Genomic DNA, 18,272 nt, shown 5'->3' on the forward strand with positions numbered 1-18,272 from the left:
GTTAATCATCGTTACATTCACGGTTTCTTAAAAAAATCGTGCAAATTAAGACGAACATCAGGGATCACATGCTTATGAGCAACTATGCAAATCTTCCAGCACCTTCCCCCGAACAGGGGTTGAACCGCTATTTGCAGGAAATTCGCAAATTCCCCCTGCTTGAGCCCGAACAAGAATACATGTTGGCCAAGCGTTGGGTGGAAGATCAAGATACCGAAGCGGCCCATCAATTGGTCACATCGCATCTGCGTTTGGCGGCTAAAATTGCGATGGGGTATCGTGGGTATGGCTTGCCGCAGGCCGAGGTGATCTCTGAGGCCAATGTGGGCCTGATGCAGGCAGTCAAACGTTTTGATCCCGAAAAAGGGTTTCGTCTCGCCACCTACGCGATGTGGTGGATCCGCGCGGCGATCCAAGAATACGTCCTGCGCTCTTGGAGTCTTGTAAAACTTGGCACGACATCAGCACAGAAAAAGCTGTTCTTCAATCTGCGTAAGGCGAAGGCCCGTATCGGCGTGTTGGAGGAGGGCGATTTGCGCCCCGAGAATGTCGCCAAAATCGCCACAGATTTGGGTGTGACTGAGGATGAAGTGATCTCAATGAACCGCCGCCTGTCGGGCGGGGATGCCTCGCTCAATGCGGTGATTGGCAGCGATGGCGAGGGTGCCACGCAATGGCAAGACTGGCTTGAAGATGAGGATGCTAACCAAGCCGAAGATTACGCCGAGCGGGATGAGTATCAAAGCCGTATGGCCTTGATGGAGCAGGCCATGGAAGTTTTGAATGAGCGCGAGCGTGAGATTCTCGCGCAGCGCCGCCTACAAGATGTGCCTGTCACCCTTGAGGAACTGTCTGGAAAATACAATGTCAGCCGCGAACGCGTGCGCCAGATCGAGGTGCGTGCCTTTGAAAAGCTGCAAAAGAAAATGCGTGAACTGGCCGTTAAGGGCGGGATCATTCCCGCCTAACCTGCGTTCAGGCGGGTTCTGCGTTCAGGGCTGTGATGAGGGAGGTAAACGCCTCTTCAAGTCGCTGTTGAAGATGCCAGTAAAATGGTTTTTCGGCCCGCGCTCTGCCGCTGCCTATTTGCACCAAACTGCCGGTTTCAAGGGGGCCTTTGAGCATGTCATGTGGGGCCGCGACCCAGCCAAGGCCCGATTGTGCGCCAATCACGCAATCCCCAAGCGAGGGCATGATCCGCGCAGGGCCAAACGCATCATGCTTATTACCAAAATGTGCCTTGGCCCAAATATCGGGCAGAGATGATTTTGGCGCGGTGACCAGACGGGGGGCCTTTAGGATGGCTGCCTCTGGATAATTGCGCACCATTGCGGGGCTTGCGCAGGCGACAATTTCCATCGGGGGCAAACTATAGCTTGCTACACCTGAAATCGACAAAGGGCGGCTTGTGGTTTTTTGAGATTGGCGCATCATGCGCGCTATGACGACCACCCCACGCCTCAAAAAAGAAACAGCCACGCGCCCCGTGATTGGGATGGCGTGGATGCTGTTGACGGGCCTCTGTTTCGTTCTAGTGACGGCCTTGGTCAAACATGTTGGCAGTGATGTCCCGCCCGCACAATCCGCCTTTTTGCGCTATATTTTAGGCTTGGGTTTCTTGATCCCGATGATCCGCCCCATTTTGCGCGCGCGCCTGACGCGGGGGGATCTGGCGCTGTTTTCTTTGCGGGGCGTGTTGCACAGTTTGGGCGTGATTTGTTGGTTCTATGCGATGACGCAAATCCCCATCGCTGAAGTGACGGCGATGAACTATCTGAACCCTGTTTATGTCACTGTTATGGCAGTGCTTTTCTTGGGCGAGCGTATGGCGCTGCGCCGCGCGCTTGCGGTGCTTTTGGCCTTTGTTGGGGCGCTTGTGATCTTGCGCCCGGGCTTTCGCGAATTATCGATGGGGCATTTCGCGATGATTTTCACGGCCCTGTTTTTTGCAGGCGGCTATTTGGTCGCCAAGATCATGGCAGATCGGGTTGATGCAGCAGTGGTGGTTGGGATGCTGTCGGTCACAGTGACCATCGGCCTTGCCCCCTTTGCTTTTGCGGTTTGGATCACACCCACATGGGAACAGATTTTTTGGCTGTTCCTTGTGGCCTGTTTCGCCACGGCGGGACATTACACAATGACCTTGGCCTTTGCAGCTGCACCTTTGACTGTCACGCAGCCTATGACCTTCCTTCAACTTGTATGGGCGACCACGATGGGGGCGGTCGTGTTTGGCGAGGCGGCCGATCCCTATGTGATTTTCGGTGGGGCGATTATCATTGGCTCTATTTCCTTTATCACATGGCGCGAAGCGGTCTTGAATCGCCGTCAAATCACGCCAGCGGTGCCGCAAACAAAGTAGGTGAATTTTGGATTGCCTGTTTCTTGGGCATCGCGCTTGTTTTTTGCACAAGCGCGCACCAGCCTGCCACGCTGCAATGCAGAAAGCGCGGCCATTTCATTGTTCCTTTACGTTGATCTGCTTCAGTCAAACCAAAGGAGTTGCGGTGAATGTCTGACAGGTTGCAGGGCTATGATGCGGTGATTTTTGGTGGGCTTGGCACATTGGCCGATTGTGCAGAGCTTGACCTTGCCGCGTGGAACGCGGCCTTTCGTATCCATGGGTTAGATTGGTTCTGGTCATGGGAAACATATGCGTCCCTGACCCATGAGGTAGGGCATCGTCATTTGGCGGCGGCCTATGCGGCGCTGCATGGTGAAGATCATCGTGCTGATGCACTTGATGCGACCCACCAGAAAATCTTTGCAGCGAAACTGGCTCAGAACATTCACTTGCGTTCGGGTGTGCGCGATGTGCTGCGTGCTGCGGCCCATGGGGGGCGGGGTCTTGGCTTTGTCTCGCGCTCGGATTTGATGCCTGTGCGCGCGCTTTTGGGGGCAACGGCCCGTGCCCGCGAAGGAATTTCCTTTGACGCTGTGATCCTGCGCGGCGATGTCACCCGCCACGCCCCCCATCCTGAGGCCATGCAAAGCTGCATCAGGGCGCTAGAGGTTCCAGCAAACAAGGTTTTGGTAATCGTTGATCGCGGTGCCGCGGCCTATGCCGCGCAAGATGCGGGGTGCCATGTGGTGGGCTTTCCCAGCCGTTTGGCAGAAGAGGGCGAATTTCCTGCTGACCTGCCCTTGCTGCATGTTTTGGATATTAAAAAATTGGTCAGACCCAGCGCTGACGGGCAGGGCCAACACGCCGCTGAATAAGGTGCAAAAAAGGCTGGCCACATGGCCAGCCTTTTTTAATTCTCATGCGGGCAGGTCAGATCACAGTTGATCCATGATCTCGTCAGGAATTTCAAAATTCGCTGTGACGGTTTGCACATCGTCATCATCTTCAAGCGCATCAATCAGCTTCATCAGCTTCTGCGCCCCGTCAAGATCAAGCGGTGTTGTCGTCTGGGGGCGCCAGACCAATTTGGTGCTTTCCGATTCCCCCAATTGATCTTCAAGGGCGGTCGAAACATCCGACAGGTCGGTGTCGGCGCACCAGATGATATGACCATCTTCGCTGCTTTCGACATCCTCGGCCCCGGCCTCAATCGCGGCCATCATGACGCTATCCGCATCCCCTGCAGAGGCGGGATAGCTGACCTGACCTTTGCGGTCGAACATAAAGGAAACCGACCCTGTTTCGCCCAAATTCCCGCCATTCTTGCTAAAGGTCGAACGCACATTTGATGCGGTGCGATTGCGGTTGTCTGTCATGGCTTCTACGATGACCGCAACGCCATTGGGGCCATAGCCTTCGTAACGGATTTCTTCGTAATTCTCCGCATCGCCGCCTTGCGATTTCTTGATCGCGCGCTCAATCACGTCTTTCGGCACCGAGCTTGACTTCGCTTCTTTCACGGCAAGGCGCAAACGTGGGTTTTTATCAGGATCGGGGTCGCCCATCTTCGCGGCAACGGTGATTTCCTTTGCCAGCTTAGAAAACAGCTTAGAGCGCAGCTTGTCCTGCCGCCCTTTGCGATGCTGAATATTCGCCCATTTTGAATGGCCTGCCATGGCATGCGTCCTTGTGTTTGAAACTCGCGCGGGGTTTTAGCCCTGCGGCCCAGATTGCGCAAGCGCGGCTTTCGGCACAAATTCGTAGGTCTGGCCCCGCGCATCGGTGATGGTCACGCTTGCCACCGGGGGAAGCTTAGCTTCGGGTGCCACGGATTTGACCACCAATTCGACCACGCGGCGCAAGATATTGCTGCGCGGGTCAATCTCAACCACATAGCCAAAGCCATCAGGGCAGCCCTCAAGCGCCCCTTGCCACAGCGTCACATCCCCTTCGGGCGCGGTTACGGTGCAGGTCGTTCCGCACCTCTAGGTCACCACGCGAAAGGCGGATGTTCGTAGGGTTTGGGTTCACTTGGGAAAGCGCGCAAGCACAGAGCGCAAAAACGAAAGGCACAAGTGCAAAATTGCGTGTCATCAAGAACCATCCTTTTCACAGTGGCCAAAGCAGAGGAATGGTCAAACAGACCACGACACCTAAGGATATATTCAAAGGGATACCCACTTTGAGATAGTCGGTAAAGCGATAGCCCCCAGGCCCGTAAACAAGCATATTGGTCTGGTATCCAATCGGTGTCGCAAAACAGGCAGAGGCTGCAATCATCACCGCCACGACCAAGGGGCGCGGATCCACCCCGATCGTCTGCCCAAGTGCGATGGCAATCGGGGCCATAATCACGGCGATTGCGTTATTGGACACCAGTTCCGTCAGAAGTGTTGTGATGAAATAGATTGTCCAAATCAGAACCACGGGCGGCACATTTTCAAGCCAAGGGGCAAGACTGCCAACCAAAAGCTCGATGGCGCCCGTGTGTTCAAGCGCTGCGCCAACAGCCAGCATGGCGAAAATCAAAGCCAAAAGCCGCCCTTCGACAAAAGAGAACGCTTCCTCTGCGTCAATGCAGCGTGCAATCAGAACCACGGCCATGGCTAAGACGGCCAAGGGCAAAATAGGGGCCAAATTCAGCGCGGCCAAAACCACGATGCCTGCCATAGCCAACAGCGCGATTGGAGCTTTCTCGCGGCGATAGGGGCGTTCGGACGGGGTTGAGACATCGACCATGTCCATGTCAGCTGCAAGGCGTTGGATGTCGGCGGGATCGCCCTCCAACAACAGGGTGTCGCCCACTTGCACGACCAAATCATCTAATTGCCGACCGATATTTTGGTTCCGCCGATGCGCTGCCAATGGGTAAACGCCATAGCGCCGCCGCAGGCGCATAGACCCGAGGGATCGGCCCACCATGCGGCACCCAGGTGTAATCAGAACCTCAACAGTGGTGGTTTCCACCGAAGACAGCTTATCAATCGTGCGCAGGTCTTTTGAGCTTTGCATCCCCAACAGCTCGGCCATCTCGGTGCGCAAAACCACGCGATCGCCCAACTGTAACGTGACCCCGTCCATGTTGCGCCGCAGCGAGGCATCCCCGCGCAAAACGTCAATCAAACGCACCCCGTCTCGGGTAAACAGCTCGACCTCGGTGACATTTTGCCCGATCAGCGCACTGTCTTCTGGAATGGCCACTTCGGTAAAGAATTTCATTTTGGCCCGATTGCCGCCCAAAAGCGTGGCCATAGAGGCGCGATCAGGCAGCAGATGCCGCCCGATTAAGGCAAGGTAAATCATGCCCCATGCGACCACGACAAGGCCAAGCGGGGTTACCTCAAAAATCGTGAAAGGCTCTAATCCCTGACTGCGCGCCACCCCATCGACCAAAAGATTGGTTGATGTGCCGATCAATGTCAGCGTGCCCCCCATGATTGCGGCATATGAAAGCGGGATCAAAAGTTTAGACGCAGATTGTTTGAGGATTTTCGCGACCTGCACGAAAATCGGGATCATGATGACCACAATGGGCGTGTTGTTGATAAAGGCCGAGGCCAAAGCCGCAAAACCAAGCAACAGCGTCACCGCCAATTTCGGATGCGTTTTGGCCGTGCTTTCCGCCAAACGCGTCACCCGATCAAGCGACCCTGTTCGCACCAAAGCCCCCATGACAATGAACATGGCCGCAATTGTCCATGGTGCGGGGTTCGACAAAACCGCCAAACCATCACTATAGGGCAAAAGACCCGTGATCAGGAGCAGGCCAACGACACCAATGGCCACCACCTCGGTCGGGTAGGTCTCGCGCAGGAATAGGATGAACATCCCAACCAAAATGATCAGGGTTGTAATCGCCTCACCCGTTGGTGTCAGTCCCAAGTCTAGCATTGGCACCCTCGCTTGTGCGGGCCAAGGTCAGCCCGCCCACAGCCCCATCTTCCCCATCTGATCAGGAGAGCGCAAGCACCCTATTCACGCAGTTGCCTGAGACAGCTTGCCGCCGACCCGCACCGCGCGCGCGACAGTGGCGCGGCCTGTGCGGTCATCGGTTTCAATGTATATCCCTGATAGGGTCGCCTCACCGAGGGCGGGGCTAAAACGCTCTTTTGGGATATGGGTCAAGAAACGGCGCAGCGGTTCGGCCTTATCCATCCCGATCACGCTGTCATAATCGCCGCACATCCCCGCATCTGTTTGATAGGCGGTGCCATTTGACAAGATCATCGTGTCTGCGGTCGGCACATGGGTGTGGGTGCCTACAACAAGGCTCGCGCGGCCATTGCAGTAATGGCCCATGGCCATCTTCTCGGATGTCGCTTCAGCGTGGAAATCCACAATGACCGCCTGCACCATGCCGCCCAAAGGATGCGACTTTAGGATCGGATCAAGGGCTGAGAATGGATCATCATAGGGGTGTTTCATGAACACCTGACCCAAGGCCTGCGCAACCAATACTTTGCGCCCACCCGGTGCTGTGAAAATACGCGCGCCCTGTCCAGGCGCCGCTTTCGAGATATTCAGGGGCCGTATCACGCGCGGCTCATTTTCGATAAAGCCAAACATATCCTTTTGATCAAACGCATGATCGCCCAAAGTTATGCAATCAACCCCAGCCGCCAGAATATCTTTCGCATGCCCACCCGACAGTCCCATGCCCGAAGTGGCGTTCTCGCCATTCACAACAACGAAATCAAGTTTCCAGTCTTCGCGCAGACGCGGCAGATGGGTGGTGATGGCGGCGCGCCCCGCGCGGCCCATCACATCTCCTAAGAAAAGGCATTTCATGGGGAAACCCCTAGTCCCCTTTGGTGTTTTGCGCAAGCGCAGCATGGTGGAGGCCGCTTTCGGTGACGATCACATCCAAGGGTTGATCTGTTGGCTCAACGGGCAAGCCGCCAAATCGTTGGGCACTATAGGCAAAGCCAATCGCGCGCAAATTAGGCTTTGCTGCGCGCAGACCTTTTAGGCTGCGGTCGTAAAACCCGCCTCCATACCCAAGGCGCTGGCCATGATCGTCAAAACCGACCAAAGGAACAATGACGATATCAGGGATCAGGCTTGCCCCTTCTGGCGGGATTTCTGCGCCAAATTCCCCCGTGATCAACGGGCCATCATAAGCCCATTCTCGAAACATCAGCGCCGCATCCTTGGCCACGATTACGGGAAGGCAGAGGCGATTTTTCTGCCCCAAACGTGCCATTGCAGGGCGGGGGTCTATTTCCGTGCGGATGGGCATGTAGGCGGCGATGATTGCCCCCTCGACTGGCCCGGTTTCAGCCAAAAGTCGCGCGGTCGCGGCCTCAGGCGCAGGCCCTAATTCGGTATGGGCCAATTTACGCGCGGCGAAGGCAGATTTGCGCAAGAGCGCCTTGTCATTCGGGGTTGTCATTTTTGCCTCTTGCCTTTGCGCCGAAATCTTCATTCAACACGATCATAAGGTCGTGCAAGAGCGCAAGGATGTTTGCGCGCGACCATAACCCTGCATAAAGGCGACTTGAAGATGATGATGGTATTAGATCACGTGGCAATCGCCGCAGAAGACTTGGCTAGCGCTGAGGCAGAATTGACCGCGGCCCATGGCCTGACCTTTCAAGGCGGCGGTCAGCATATGGATATGGGCACTCATAATCGCCTGATCGGGCTTGGGCCTTCGGAATATTTGGAACTGATTACCCCGTGCCCAGACATTCCCGCACCTTCGCAACCGCGTTGGTTTGATTTGGATCGGTTCTCTGGCGCGCCGCGGGCGCGGTCTTGGGTCTGCGCAGTGACAGATTTGGACGCTGTTTTAGCGCAAATTCCCTTTCCTGTGGGCAAGGTCTGGAATTTGGGCCGTGGTGATCTGCGGTGGCGCATGACGATCCCTGAAGATGGGATTTTGCCGTTTGATGGCCTGTTCCCTGCGCTGATCGAATGGCAATCGGGCGGCCATCCTGCAACGCGCCTGAATGAGGTTGGGGTGCGGCTTGAGGCGCTCGCGCTAGAAACGCCACAGGCAGAGGCGCTTCGGGCCGCGCTTGCGCCTCTTTTCGCGGATACCCGCCTGTCTATCGCCAAGGCGGACGCGCCTAAGATTGCCGTAACGCTTGCGACCGAAACTGGCACTGTGGTTCTTTAAATTGTGGTTCTCTCAACAATCGACACCTTCAAAATGACCCCAGAAATTTGTCCCGCCCGTGCCGCACATATTCCTTCGATCCTTGAGATCTGGAACCATGTGATCCGTGACACGGCCTATACATTCACAATCACGCTCAAGACGGTTGAAGATGTGGAACATATTCTCACCGATCAATGCGCGCTTGTGATGGTCGAAGGGGCGCGGGTCATTGGGTTCGCGCGCTTTGGCCCGTTTCGTGGGGGGGATGGTTATAGGTTTATCGCAGAACATACGATCTTAATGACCCCATCGGCGCGCGCACGCGGGCTTGGCCCCCGCCTCCTATCGGCGCTTGAGGACGAAGGGCGAAAGGCAGGCATCGCGCGTTTCGTTGCGGGTATTGGTGGCGAAAATGACATCGCGCAGAAATTCCATAAATCGATGGGATATACCGAAACGGGGCGGATGCCGCGCATGGGGTGGAAATTTGAACGCTGGCACGATCTGGTCTTGATGCAGAAAGATCTTTGAGTGGCGGCAAAAGCCCAAAAAACTCTGACAAGCTCTGCCAAACAAGCTATGGCTAGGCCCATGTCGATCTGGGCCAAAATAACGGATGCCATATCCGCCCTCGCCCGTGGTGAAAGCCTCTCGGTTCTGTTCGAGCGCCTGCGCCGTCCGCCCGAGCGCAGTGTGGCCTTTACCATCGCAGTCATCGCGCTTGGGGCAAAAATGGCCAAGGCGGATGGTCATGTCACCCGTGATGAGGTCGCAGCCTTTCGGCAAGTGTTCCATATTCCTGCGGCCGATACTGCCGCCGCTGCGCGTGTTTTCAACCTAGCGCGCGAGGATGTAGCAGGATTTCAGGATTACGCGCGCCGCATTGCACGGATGTTTGAGCCCGCCGCGCCAATTTTAGAGGATCTGCTTTCAGGTCTGTTTCATATCGCCCAAGCCGATGGTCACTATCACCCCGCTGAAGATGAATTTTTGGCGCGAGTGGCCGAGATTTTTGGAATTTCGCCTGCGCGGTTTTCGGCCCTGCGCGCAACATTTATCCCAGATGCGCCGCAAGACCCTTTCGCCATTTTGGGCATATCCCCTGAGGCCAGTGCAGAGGATATTCGCAGCCGTTATCGCGCGCTTGTGCGGGAAAACCACCCAGACCAGATGCAGGCCCGTGGCGTGCCACCCGAAGCGGTTAACCTTGCTGCTCATAAAATGGCGGCGATCAACCGCGCCTATGACGAGATTGTAAAATCCCAGACCCGACAGGGGGGATAGATGCGCTTCGCCAGCTACAATGTCGAATGGTTTGATGCGCTGTTTTCGGATGATGGCAGCTTGCTTGAAGATGGCACATGGTCATCGCGCTATAAAATCACCCGCGCGGATCAAGTGCGGGCCTTGGGGCGGGTTTTCATCGAGCTAGATGCCAATGCGGTGATGATTATCGAAGCCCCAGACACCAAGAAATCCCGCGACACAGTGCGTGCCCTTGAAAATTTTGCGGCCCGATTTGAGTTGCGCTGCCGTAAGGCTATCAAAGGGTTTGATAACGACACACAACAGCAAATTGCGCTTTTGTATGATCCTGATCAGATGGATGTGCACCATGATCCCGTGGCAAGCGAGGCCGCGCCGCGGTTTGACGGAAAATTCCGAATTGATCTCGATATTGATGTGCGCGCCGATGTGATTGGCTTTTCCAAGCCGCCGCTTGAGGTCGCAGTAACAACCGCCAAAGGCGCAATGCGCATGATCGGTGTTCATGTGAAATCCAAAGCCCCGCATGGGGCCCGTAGCCCCGAGGAGGTGATGCGCCTCGCCATCGCCAATCGGCGCAAACAACTGGCCCAAGCGATCTGGTTGCGTGCCCGTGTTGATGACCATTTGGCCGCAGGTGATCCCTTGATTGTGATGGGCGATTTCAATGACGGGCCAGGTTTGGATGAATATGAAAAACTGTTTGGGCGCTCCTCGCTTGAGATTGTTTTGGGCTGCGATCTGCCGCGGGCGCAACAATTGTTTGATCCGCATGCCGCGCGCGCGTTGCAAAGCCTGACTGCGGCAACACAAACCAGCGCGCGGTTTTATATCCCAGAGGAAAAGCGCTATCTGTCAGCGCTGCTAGATTACATCATGGTTAGCCCCGATTTGCGCGCAAAACGGGGGCAGTGGCGCATCTGGCATCCGTTCGAGGATGCCGCCTGCTATGCGGGTATTGATCTGCGCACGGCGCTGTTGGTGGCATCCGATCACTTCCCTGTTGTGGTCGATCTTGACCTTTAACTTGGCGCCCTGAGAGGAAATCTGCGCCTTAGGGGTTGAGGGCGCGGGGTTTGCACCGCATATCTTGGGAAAGATATTTCGCAGTTTATCAAAGGCAGTTACATGACCCATCATACCGATCCCCGCCAATTCGATGCCCAGTCCGAGACAGGTGGCGGGGCATGGGCGGATTTGCCCGAATGGGATTTGAGCGACCTTTACCCATCGGTTGATGCGCCCGAACTCAAACGCGACATGGAATTTTTGACCAAAGAATGCGCGGCATTTGCCACGGATTACGAGGGCAAATTGGCCAATCTCGATGCCAAGGCCATGCTGGATTGCGTGCTGCGCTATGAAAAGATCGACATGGTGGCAGGGCGGATCATGTCCTTTGCAGGTTTGCGCTATTACCAAAAAACCACCGATGCAGGCCGCGCGAAATTCATGTCCGATTGTCAGGACAAGATCACCAACGCGACCACTGCGCTGGTATTCTTTAGCCTTGAATTTAACCGTTTAGACGAAGCCCATCTTGAGGCGTTGTTGGCTGCGAATGCCGAACTGGCGCGGTATCGCCCCGTCTTTGATCGGATGCGCGCGATGAAGCCCTATCAGCTATCTGACGAGATGGAGAAATTTCTGCATGACCAATCGGTCGTGGGGGCGGCTGCATGGAACCGTCTTTTTGACGAAACGATCGCAGGCATGAGCTTTGAGGTGGATGGCGAAGTGATGGGGATTGAGGCCACGCTCAATTGCCTATCTGAGCAGAACCGCGCCAAGCGCGAGGCGGGTGCGCGCGCATTGGTAAAGGGGTTCGCTGCGCAATTGCCCCTCTTTGCGCGGGTGCATAACACTTTGGCCAAAGAAAAAGAGATCGAGGATCGGTGGCGCAAATTGCCCTCCGCGCAGGCGGCACGGCATTTGGCCAACCATGTCGAGCCCGAGGTGGTCGAGGCGCTGCGCAACGCGGTCGTGGCGGCCTATCCGCGCCTTTCGCACCGCTATTACGCGCTTAAGGCCAAGTGGCTGGGCCTTGAAACCTTGGAGGTCTGGGATCGCAACGCGCCGCTGCCGATGGAGGATGAGCGCATCGTGCCATGGATCGAGGCGCGCCGTATTGTGACCGAGGCTTATTCAGCCTTTGATCCGCGCATGGCCGAATTGGCCGAGCCGTTTTTCACCGATGGTTGGATTGACGCGGCGGTGAAAGAGGGCAAAGCGCCCGGTGCCTTTGCGCATCCCACTGTGGCCGATGCCCATCCTTATGTGATGCTCAACTATCTGGGGAAACCGCGCGATGTGATGACCTTGGCGCATGAATTGGGCCACGGGGTGCATCAGCGTCTGGCGGCAGGGCAGGGCGAATTGTTGTCCTCCACGCCTTTGACTTTGGCGGAGACGGCAAGCGTTTTTGGCGAGATGCTGACCTTCCGCAGAATGTTGTCTGAGGCCAAAAATCAAGCTGCGCGCAAGGTTATGTTGGCGGGCAAGGTTGAGGATATGATCAACACAGTCGTGCGGCAAATTGCGTTTTATGATTTTGAATGCAAACTCCATGCGGCGCGGCGCGAGGGGGAGTTGACCCCTGACGATATCAACGCGCTTTGGATGAGCGTCCAGGCCGAAAGCCTTGGGCCTGTGTTTAACTTCATGGAAGGCTATGAAACCTTCTGGGCCTATATCCCGCATTTCGTGCATTCGCCCTTCTACGTATATGCCTATGCCTTTGGCGATGGGCTGGTGAACGCACTTTATGCGGCCTTTGAAGAGGGCCAAGACGGGTTCGAGGAGAAGTATTTTGATATGCTAAAGGCAGGCGGATCAAAGCATCACAAAGAACTGCTTGCGCCCTTTGGGCTTGACGCCTCTGACCCTGCGTTTTGGGATAAGGGCCTGTCGATGATTGAAAGCATGATTGATGAGCTAGAGGCGATGGAATAACCCCGCGCCACCACAGCCAAAGAAAAAGGGGCCGCGCGGATGCGTGGCCCCTTTTTTCTTACCCCGACTTGACGCGGATTGCGTCAATCGTTGCTTGGGTTTCTACCGCATCCTCAAGTCGCCATTTGAGCGCGGCACCATCCAAAATGGCCGCATTCAGATTTTCCACCTGCAACACATATTGATTGACCTTGGGGAAGCGGATTTCGCGGCGCTCCATCCCTGTTTCAATCACGAGGCGGGCCTGGTCGAACACGCCCGCATTATAAGGGGTTGGGACGCGCAAAACCCCATCGCTGCCGTGGAAGGTGACCTCTTGGAACGGGTGCATCCGCATTGAGGTGAGCCATTGCGCATCAAACCCATCAAAGCCTGCACGCGCCTCTGCGGTAACTTCACAATCGCCCTCATATTCGATTTTCGCGTCATAAATCTCGCGTAAGGTTCCACCTGTTGCAAAACGGGTCGAGCCGATGGTGTAAACCCCGATATCGGGCAATGATCCCCCACCCATGGCCGCCTTATTGCGGATGTTCTGGGTATCGGCCGCATTGTTATAGGTAAAGGCTGCACGCGCGCGCTGCAGCTGCCCCAATTGGCCCGATGCAATAATCTCTCGGGCCATTTGCCATTGCGGGTGATGCACGATCATAAAGGCCTCGCTTGCAACCAGACCTGATTTATCTCGGGCTTCGATCAAAGGTTGGATTTCGGGCGCGGTCATTGCGGTTGGTTTTTCAACCAAAACATGCTTGCCCGCTTGGAGGGCTTTGATCCCCCATTCAACATGCATCGTATGGGGCAGCGGAATATAGACCGCATCAATCATCGGATCCGCCAAGAGCGCGTCATAGCTGTCATGCACGTTCAGGTCAGGGGCGATCTGAGTAAAGGGCGCGGCCTTGTCGACATCGCGCGTGGCAATTCCCGCCAAACGCCCACGCCCCGCCAGATGCAGCGCAGGTGCCATCTCGTTTAGTGCAAAATTGGATGCGCCCAAAATGCCCCAATTGACGTAATGTTCCATTCTGTCCCTCCCTTATATGCCGAAACCCTAGCGCCAAGCTGTGGCGCATGCAAAGTGCAATCATTTGATTTAGCGCAAAGACCGCTGCCTGTCTGGGGATTTAGATGGGGCGTGACTGTAATGGTAAAAGGACGCGAACCGATGTCGAACACCCCGCATGAACTGGCCGAAGATTTTCCGCAGGATGCTGAGAAAATCCATGAGCTGAAAACCCAAAACGCGCATTTTGCAAAACTGGCGGCTGACTATCACGAGGTGAACCGCGCCGTGCATCGTGCCGAGACAGGTGTTGAGCCGTTGGAAGAATTGGCTGAAATGGCGCTACACAAGGAGCGGATGCGTCTCAAAGACGAAATCGCCGCCATGTTGGCGGCGGCGTAATCGCAGATTAAAAATTTGGGGGCGGGCCTAATTGGCCCCCCGCCTTAGCCCTCAGCAGTGCCTTCGACCTGCGCCTGAAAGCGTTCAAAGAATTGATCAGCCATTTTAGTGGCAAAGCTATCGATCAAGCGCGAGCCAAGTTGTGCGATTTTACCGCCAACTTTGGCCTCAACCTCATAGGTCAGTTCGGTGCCACCGCCCTCGGCATCGGATAAGGCCACTTTCGCGCCCCCTTTGGCAAAGCCCGCAACACCGCCTTTGCCTTCGCCTGTGATCGTGTAGCTTCCAAGCGGAACGATATCGGAAAGCGTGACCTCGCCCTTAAAGGTTGCTGAAACAGGTCCAACCTTCTGTTTGACTGTAGCGGCGAAGCCTTCCTCAGGGCTGCCTGTCAATTCCTCGCATCCCGGGATGCACGCCTTGAGCACCTCGGCGGAATTCAGCGCCGCCCAAACGGTTGCGCGGTCTGCGTTTAAAATACGAGAGGCTGCTAATTCCATGGATGTCATCTCCGTCACTATGTTGCGAAAACCCTATATCCTAGGGTAGTCAGCCGTCAATTCAGCATGGTCTAAGTTTCGAGGCGATAGGGCAGTGTGCCGCGTTCATGCGGATCAACGCGCAGTTTTCCTTCGAGAGGCGGCACAGAGCGTTGGTGACAATTTTGCCGTTCGCAAATGCGGCAAGAAATCCCGATGGGCTGATAGGCCCCATCATCATCCAAGGGCATGCCATCGGCATAGATCAATTCCTTGGCATGTTTAACCTCGCAGCCCAAAGAGATCGCAAAGCGGCGCAGCGGTGCGCCCCATGCCCCGCCTGATTTCGAAACATCCCGCGCCAAAATGAAATAGCGCACCCCGTCAGGCGTTTCGGCCAATTGACGCAAGAATTGGGTCGGTGTTTCAAAAGCCTGATGGACATTCCACAAAGGGCAAGCCCCGCCAAAGCGCGCGAATTGAAAGCGTGTCGCAGAATGGCGCTTGGTGATCGTGCCTGCTTGATCGACACGGGTAAAGAAAAACGGCACCCCTTTGGCCCCTGGTCTTTGTAGGGTGGCCAGACGATGGGCAACTTGTTCAATTGAAGCGCCAAACTGGATCGACAGGCGTTCTAGATCATGGCGTGTGGTGCGCGCGGCCTCGGCAAAACGGGTATAGGGCATTAACACAGCACCCGCGAAGTAATTGGCCATGCCGACTTGGGCAATGGCGCGCGCTGTCTCCGATTGGAACCGCGCGAAATCAAGCGTTGCGTCCAACAACTGCGCCTGCCCCAAAAGCGCGTATTGATGCAGCAATTGAAAGCGCTGTGTTTCGGGCGCGGCGCGTGGCGACAGCGTCAAAACGCGCGTTTCGGTGTCATAACGGCGCAATCCCTGATCTGTCGCGCGCCGAATTGTGACGCCTTGCGCGGCCAACATGGCCTCGGTATGCGCGGCCAAGTCCCCTTGCGCTTTCGCGGCAAAACGTTCGGCGGCATGATCCACGGCATCAATGTAATTGTCGCAATAATGGAAGAAATCCCGCACCTCCTCCCAAGGTGAGGGGGCAGCGCCGCTGCCATCGCGGCCCAATGCCTCATCCAAGGAGGCGAGGCGCTCTTGCGCCTGACGATAGGCGCGATGCAGGGACAGGAAACTGCGGGCAAGCGCGGGCGCGTTCGAGGCGGCCAGCCTCAGATCGGTCAGCGTGGGATGGCCATCCGTGAAAACGGGGTCTGCCAAGGCCTCGCGCATGTCAGAGATCAGGCGTTCCGCATCGCCCGCGGTCAGTTCAGTCACATCAAAACCAAATTCTTGCGCCAAGGCCAAAACAACCACAGTCGAAAGCGGGCGGTTGTTGTTCTCCATTTGGTTCAGATAGGGCAAGGAAATGCCAAGCTTGGCCGCGAAGTCCTTCTGCGTCAGCTCAAGCCTTTGACGCAATTCGCGCAATTTCGCGCCAACATAGAGCTTGCGTTTATCTTGGCCATTCGCGCGCATGGATCCACCCCTTGGTTGGCTTTGCAAACCCTATTTTGCCAATTTGCAAGATTGCGCGCAAGCCTCACGCGCGGGCACGGATCCCTTGATAGGCGAGGGCGGCGATCCCGCCAACGGCGGCAAGGCTTAGCGATGGATCACTTTGCCATTGCGACACAATCACGCCAACCAAGGCCCAGGTCACGGCAATCGGATAGGTGATGACCCTGAGCCGCGTGGTCAAGGCGGAGGCGGTGGCAAGCGCCCCCAAAAGACCTGCCCAACCTGCGATCTCGCGGGGCACTATGCCAAAACCCGTCAAGGTTGTTGCAAGCGCCACAAACCCCGCAGCCGAGAGCCACCCCGCGTATAGGCCCAAAGGCGCCCGCGCCCATGCGGTTGGGCTTATTGGTGCACGCAAACAGGCCAGAACGGCGGTGATCAGCATGACGAAAATAAGGATCGTGGCCCAAATCGGACTGCGCAGCGCCACCTCAATCCAGATTGCGCCAATGCCTGCGCTGACGATTAGGGGCCAGCGCATGGCATCCCAGTTTGGAGTGTTGGCATGGTGCCACAACCCATAGCCCGCGCTTGCAATCAGCCATAGGTAAATGACCCCCCAAATCGCGAAAGCATAGCCCGCAGGTTGCACAGGGGGCGTGCTGACATCATAGGGCAGGGTTGCGGGGTCAAATCCTGTGAAAGGCGCGGTTAAAAGCGGCGCGCCTGCAAAGGCCAAAACCAAGACCAGCGTGACCGCGGCGCGCAATGTTGTGGGGTTTAGGCCTAAGTTAGCCAAGCGTGCCATCCACCAAAAGCCGTGTTTTGCTGCCCAAATAGGGGTGCAGCGCCGCGGGCAGGGTGACGGAGCCATCTGCCTCTTGCCCATTTTCAAGCACTGCGATCAAACAGCGCCCGACCGCAAGGCCAGAGCCGTTGAGGGTATGCACAAATTCAGGCTTGCCGCCGCCTGATGGGCGGAAGCGCGCATTCATGCGGCGTGCTTGGAAATCTCCGCAGCTTGAGACTGAGGAAATCTCGCGATAGCAATCCTGACCCGGAAGCCATGCTTCAATGTCAAAGGTGCGCACCGCACCAAAGCCCATATCGCCCGTGCAGAGCGTGACGGTGCGATAGGGAATATTGAGCGCCTCTAAAATGCCCTCAGCACAGCGCAACATCCGCTTTTGTTCATCATCCGACTGATCGGGATGCGTGATCGAAACCATTTCAACTTTTTCGAACTGGTGCTGACGCAGCATCCCCGCCGTATCGCGCCCTGCGCTGCCTGCCTCAGATCGAAAGCAGAGAGAATGCGCGGTATAGCGCATTGGCAATGCGGCCTCCTCCACAATTTCGCCCGAGACGATATTGGTCAGCGTCACTTCGGAGGTTGGGATCATCCACCAACCATTGGTGGTTTCATAACTGTCTTCGCCGAATTTCGGCAATTGGCCCGTGCCGAACATTGTTTCAGGGCGCACAAGGACAGGGCCGTTCATTTCAGTCAGGCCGTTTTGATCGACATGGGTGTCGAGCATGAATTGCGCCAAGGCGCGGTGGATCCGCGCCACAGCACCCCCAAGCATCACAAAGCGCGAGCCTGACAGTTTTGCGGCTGTCTCAAAATCCATGCTTGGCGCAACAGAGGCCAATTCAAAATGCTCCACAGGTTTGAAATCAAAGCTGCGCGGGGTGCCCCATTTGTGCAATTCCACATTGTCATTCTCATCCGCCCCATCGGGCACATCAGCGGCGGGCGCGTTAGGGATCGTGGCCAGCATATCGCGCAAAGCCGCATCACGGGTCTTGGCCTCGTCCTCAAGGCGGGCAATCTCGTCTTTCTTTTCTGCAACAAGGGCGCGCAGGCGCTCGAATTCAGCCTCATCACCGCGGGCTTTGGCCGCCCCCACATCTTTTGATGCGGCATTGCGTTCGGCCTGCGCCGCCTCGGATGCCGTGATGCAGGCGCGCCGTGCCTCGTCCAACGCCAGAATTTCCGCAGATAGTGGGGCGAGACTGCGGCGCGCAAGGTTTGCGTCAAATTGTGCAGGGTTTTCACGAATGGCGCGGATGTCATGCATTGGATTTGCCTTTATCTCAGAACGGGGCGCAGGTTCCCTTTTGGGCGGTATGCAATATTGCGCGGCGCGGGGAAAGGGGGTGTTACAATTCTTGGCGCCCCAGGGGCTGACAGCACTGCATCTTATACCCATATAGGGCGCGATGGCAG

At 56.3% G+C, this 18,272-nt stretch carries 20 protein-coding genes; 9 read left to right on the top strand and 11 right to left on the bottom strand.

The window, feature by feature from the left end; translation table 11 throughout:
- The first annotated feature begins 74 nt into the window (after window positions 1–74).
- On the top strand, window positions 75–968 hold the full coding sequence (gene rpoH, locus AAC622_RS01115; RefSeq protein ID WP_340259911.1) for an RNA polymerase sigma factor RpoH: 894 nt from the start codon (window positions 75–77) through the stop codon (window positions 966–968).
- 7 nt (window positions 969–975) lie between these two features.
- Here rpoH and AAC622_RS01120 read toward each other — a convergent pair whose 3' ends face one another.
- Window positions 976–1,431, bottom strand: coding sequence for a hypothetical protein (locus tag AAC622_RS01120; RefSeq protein WP_340259912.1), 456 nt, complete (start codon window positions 1,429–1,431; stop codon window positions 976–978).
- 1 nt (window position 1,432) lies between these two features.
- On the opposite strand from AAC622_RS01120, the gene AAC622_RS01125 reads away from it, so the two are divergent.
- On the top strand, window positions 1,433–2,362 hold the full coding sequence (locus AAC622_RS01125) for a DMT family transporter (protein WP_340259913.1): 930 nt from the start codon (window positions 1,433–1,435) through the stop codon (window positions 2,360–2,362).
- Window positions 2,363–2,511: 149 nt separating this feature from the next.
- A complete protein-coding gene (locus AAC622_RS01130) occupies window positions 2,512–3,219 on the top strand; it encodes an HAD family hydrolase (RefSeq protein ID WP_340259914.1) in 708 nt (235 codons plus the stop codon).
- A 60-nt stretch (window positions 3,220–3,279) separates the two neighbouring features.
- Here the strand turns inward: AAC622_RS01130 and AAC622_RS01135 are convergent, their stop codons facing one another.
- From AAC622_RS01135 to AAC622_RS01155, 5 genes are all read right to left on the bottom strand, one after another.
- Complete coding sequence (locus AAC622_RS01135; RefSeq protein WP_317655546.1) at window positions 3,280–4,020, bottom strand: YebC/PmpR family DNA-binding transcriptional regulator; 741 nt, start codon at window positions 4,018–4,020, stop codon at window positions 3,280–3,282.
- 36 nt (window positions 4,021–4,056) lie between these two features.
- Window positions 4,057–4,287 carry a hypothetical protein gene (locus AAC622_RS01140; protein ID WP_340259915.1) on the bottom strand — a complete coding sequence of 77 codons (231 nt, stop codon included), beginning with the start codon at window positions 4,285–4,287 and terminating at the stop codon, window positions 4,057–4,059.
- 166 nt (window positions 4,288–4,453) lie between these two features.
- Complete coding sequence (locus AAC622_RS01145) at window positions 4,454–6,235, bottom strand: SLC13 family permease (protein ID WP_340259916.1); 1,782 nt, start codon at window positions 6,233–6,235, stop codon at window positions 4,454–4,456.
- An 84-nt stretch (window positions 6,236–6,319) separates the two neighbouring features.
- Entirely contained in the window at window positions 6,320–7,132 is an 813-nt protein-coding gene (locus tag AAC622_RS01150) for a TIGR00282 family metallophosphoesterase (RefSeq protein ID WP_340259917.1), read from the bottom strand.
- Window positions 7,133–7,142: 10 nt separating this feature from the next.
- A complete protein-coding gene (locus tag AAC622_RS01155) occupies window positions 7,143–7,736 on the bottom strand; it encodes a 5-formyltetrahydrofolate cyclo-ligase (protein WP_340259918.1) in 594 nt (197 codons plus the stop codon).
- Window positions 7,737–7,847: 111 nt separating this feature from the next.
- Between AAC622_RS01155 and AAC622_RS01160 the strand changes: the two genes are divergently transcribed.
- The 5 genes from AAC622_RS01160 (at window position 7,848) to AAC622_RS01180 (ending at window position 12,665) form a co-directional block, all read left to right on the top strand.
- The gene (locus AAC622_RS01160; protein WP_340259919.1) at window positions 7,848–8,465 is read left to right on the top strand and encodes a VOC family protein; all 618 of its coding nucleotides are present in this window, start codon (window positions 7,848–7,850) and stop codon (window positions 8,463–8,465) included.
- 33 nt (window positions 8,466–8,498) lie between these two features.
- Window positions 8,499–8,978 carry a GNAT family N-acetyltransferase gene (locus AAC622_RS01165; RefSeq protein ID WP_340259920.1) on the top strand — a complete coding sequence of 160 codons (480 nt, stop codon included), beginning with the start codon at window positions 8,499–8,501 and terminating at the stop codon, window positions 8,976–8,978.
- Window positions 8,979–9,038: 60 nt separating this feature from the next.
- A complete protein-coding gene (locus AAC622_RS01170) occupies window positions 9,039–9,731 on the top strand; it encodes a molecular chaperone DjiA (RefSeq protein WP_340259921.1) in 693 nt (230 codons plus the stop codon).
- Window positions 9,732–10,739, top strand: coding sequence for an endonuclease/exonuclease/phosphatase family protein (locus AAC622_RS01175; RefSeq protein WP_340259922.1), 1,008 nt, complete (start codon window positions 9,732–9,734; stop codon window positions 10,737–10,739).
- 102 nt (window positions 10,740–10,841) lie between these two features.
- The gene (locus AAC622_RS01180; protein ID WP_340259923.1) at window positions 10,842–12,665 is read left to right on the top strand and encodes a M3 family oligoendopeptidase; all 1,824 of its coding nucleotides are present in this window, start codon (window positions 10,842–10,844) and stop codon (window positions 12,663–12,665) included.
- Window positions 12,666–12,723: 58 nt separating this feature from the next.
- Here the strand turns inward: AAC622_RS01180 and AAC622_RS01185 are convergent, their stop codons facing one another.
- Window positions 12,724–13,692 carry a Gfo/Idh/MocA family protein gene (locus AAC622_RS01185; protein WP_340259924.1) on the bottom strand — a complete coding sequence of 323 codons (969 nt, stop codon included), beginning with the start codon at window positions 13,690–13,692 and terminating at the stop codon, window positions 12,724–12,726.
- Between the two features lie 141 nt (window positions 13,693–13,833).
- Here AAC622_RS01185 and AAC622_RS01190 point away from each other — a divergent pair, with 141 nt between their 5' ends.
- On the top strand, window positions 13,834–14,073 hold the full coding sequence (locus AAC622_RS01190) for a YdcH family protein (RefSeq protein WP_340259925.1): 240 nt from the start codon (window positions 13,834–13,836) through the stop codon (window positions 14,071–14,073).
- Between the two features lie 44 nt (window positions 14,074–14,117).
- On the opposite strand, the gene AAC622_RS01195 is transcribed toward AAC622_RS01190, so the two are convergent.
- From AAC622_RS01195 to serS, 4 genes are all read right to left on the bottom strand, one after another.
- Window positions 14,118–14,573: a CoxG family protein gene (locus AAC622_RS01195; RefSeq protein ID WP_340259926.1), complete on the bottom strand. Its 456-nt coding sequence runs from the start codon at window positions 14,571–14,573 to the stop codon at window positions 14,118–14,120.
- A 71-nt stretch (window positions 14,574–14,644) separates the two neighbouring features.
- Window positions 14,645–16,057: a helix-turn-helix domain-containing protein gene (locus tag AAC622_RS01200; RefSeq protein WP_340259927.1), complete on the bottom strand. Its 1,413-nt coding sequence runs from the start codon at window positions 16,055–16,057 to the stop codon at window positions 14,645–14,647.
- 64 nt (window positions 16,058–16,121) lie between these two features.
- The gene (locus AAC622_RS01205; RefSeq protein WP_340259928.1) at window positions 16,122–16,847 is read right to left on the bottom strand and encodes a hypothetical protein; all 726 of its coding nucleotides are present in this window, start codon (window positions 16,845–16,847) and stop codon (window positions 16,122–16,124) included.
- The gene (gene serS / locus AAC622_RS01210) at window positions 16,831–18,123 is read right to left on the bottom strand and encodes a serine--tRNA ligase (RefSeq protein ID WP_340259929.1); all 1,293 of its coding nucleotides are present in this window, start codon (window positions 18,121–18,123) and stop codon (window positions 16,831–16,833) included. Before serS ends, AAC622_RS01205 begins: the two co-directional genes overlap by 17 nt.
- Between the last annotated feature and the right edge of the window lie 149 nt (window positions 18,124–18,272).

The organism is Roseobacter sp. HKCCA0882, from assembly GCF_037805225.1.
Classification (GTDB): domain Bacteria; phylum Pseudomonadota; class Alphaproteobacteria; order Rhodobacterales; family Rhodobacteraceae; genus M30B80.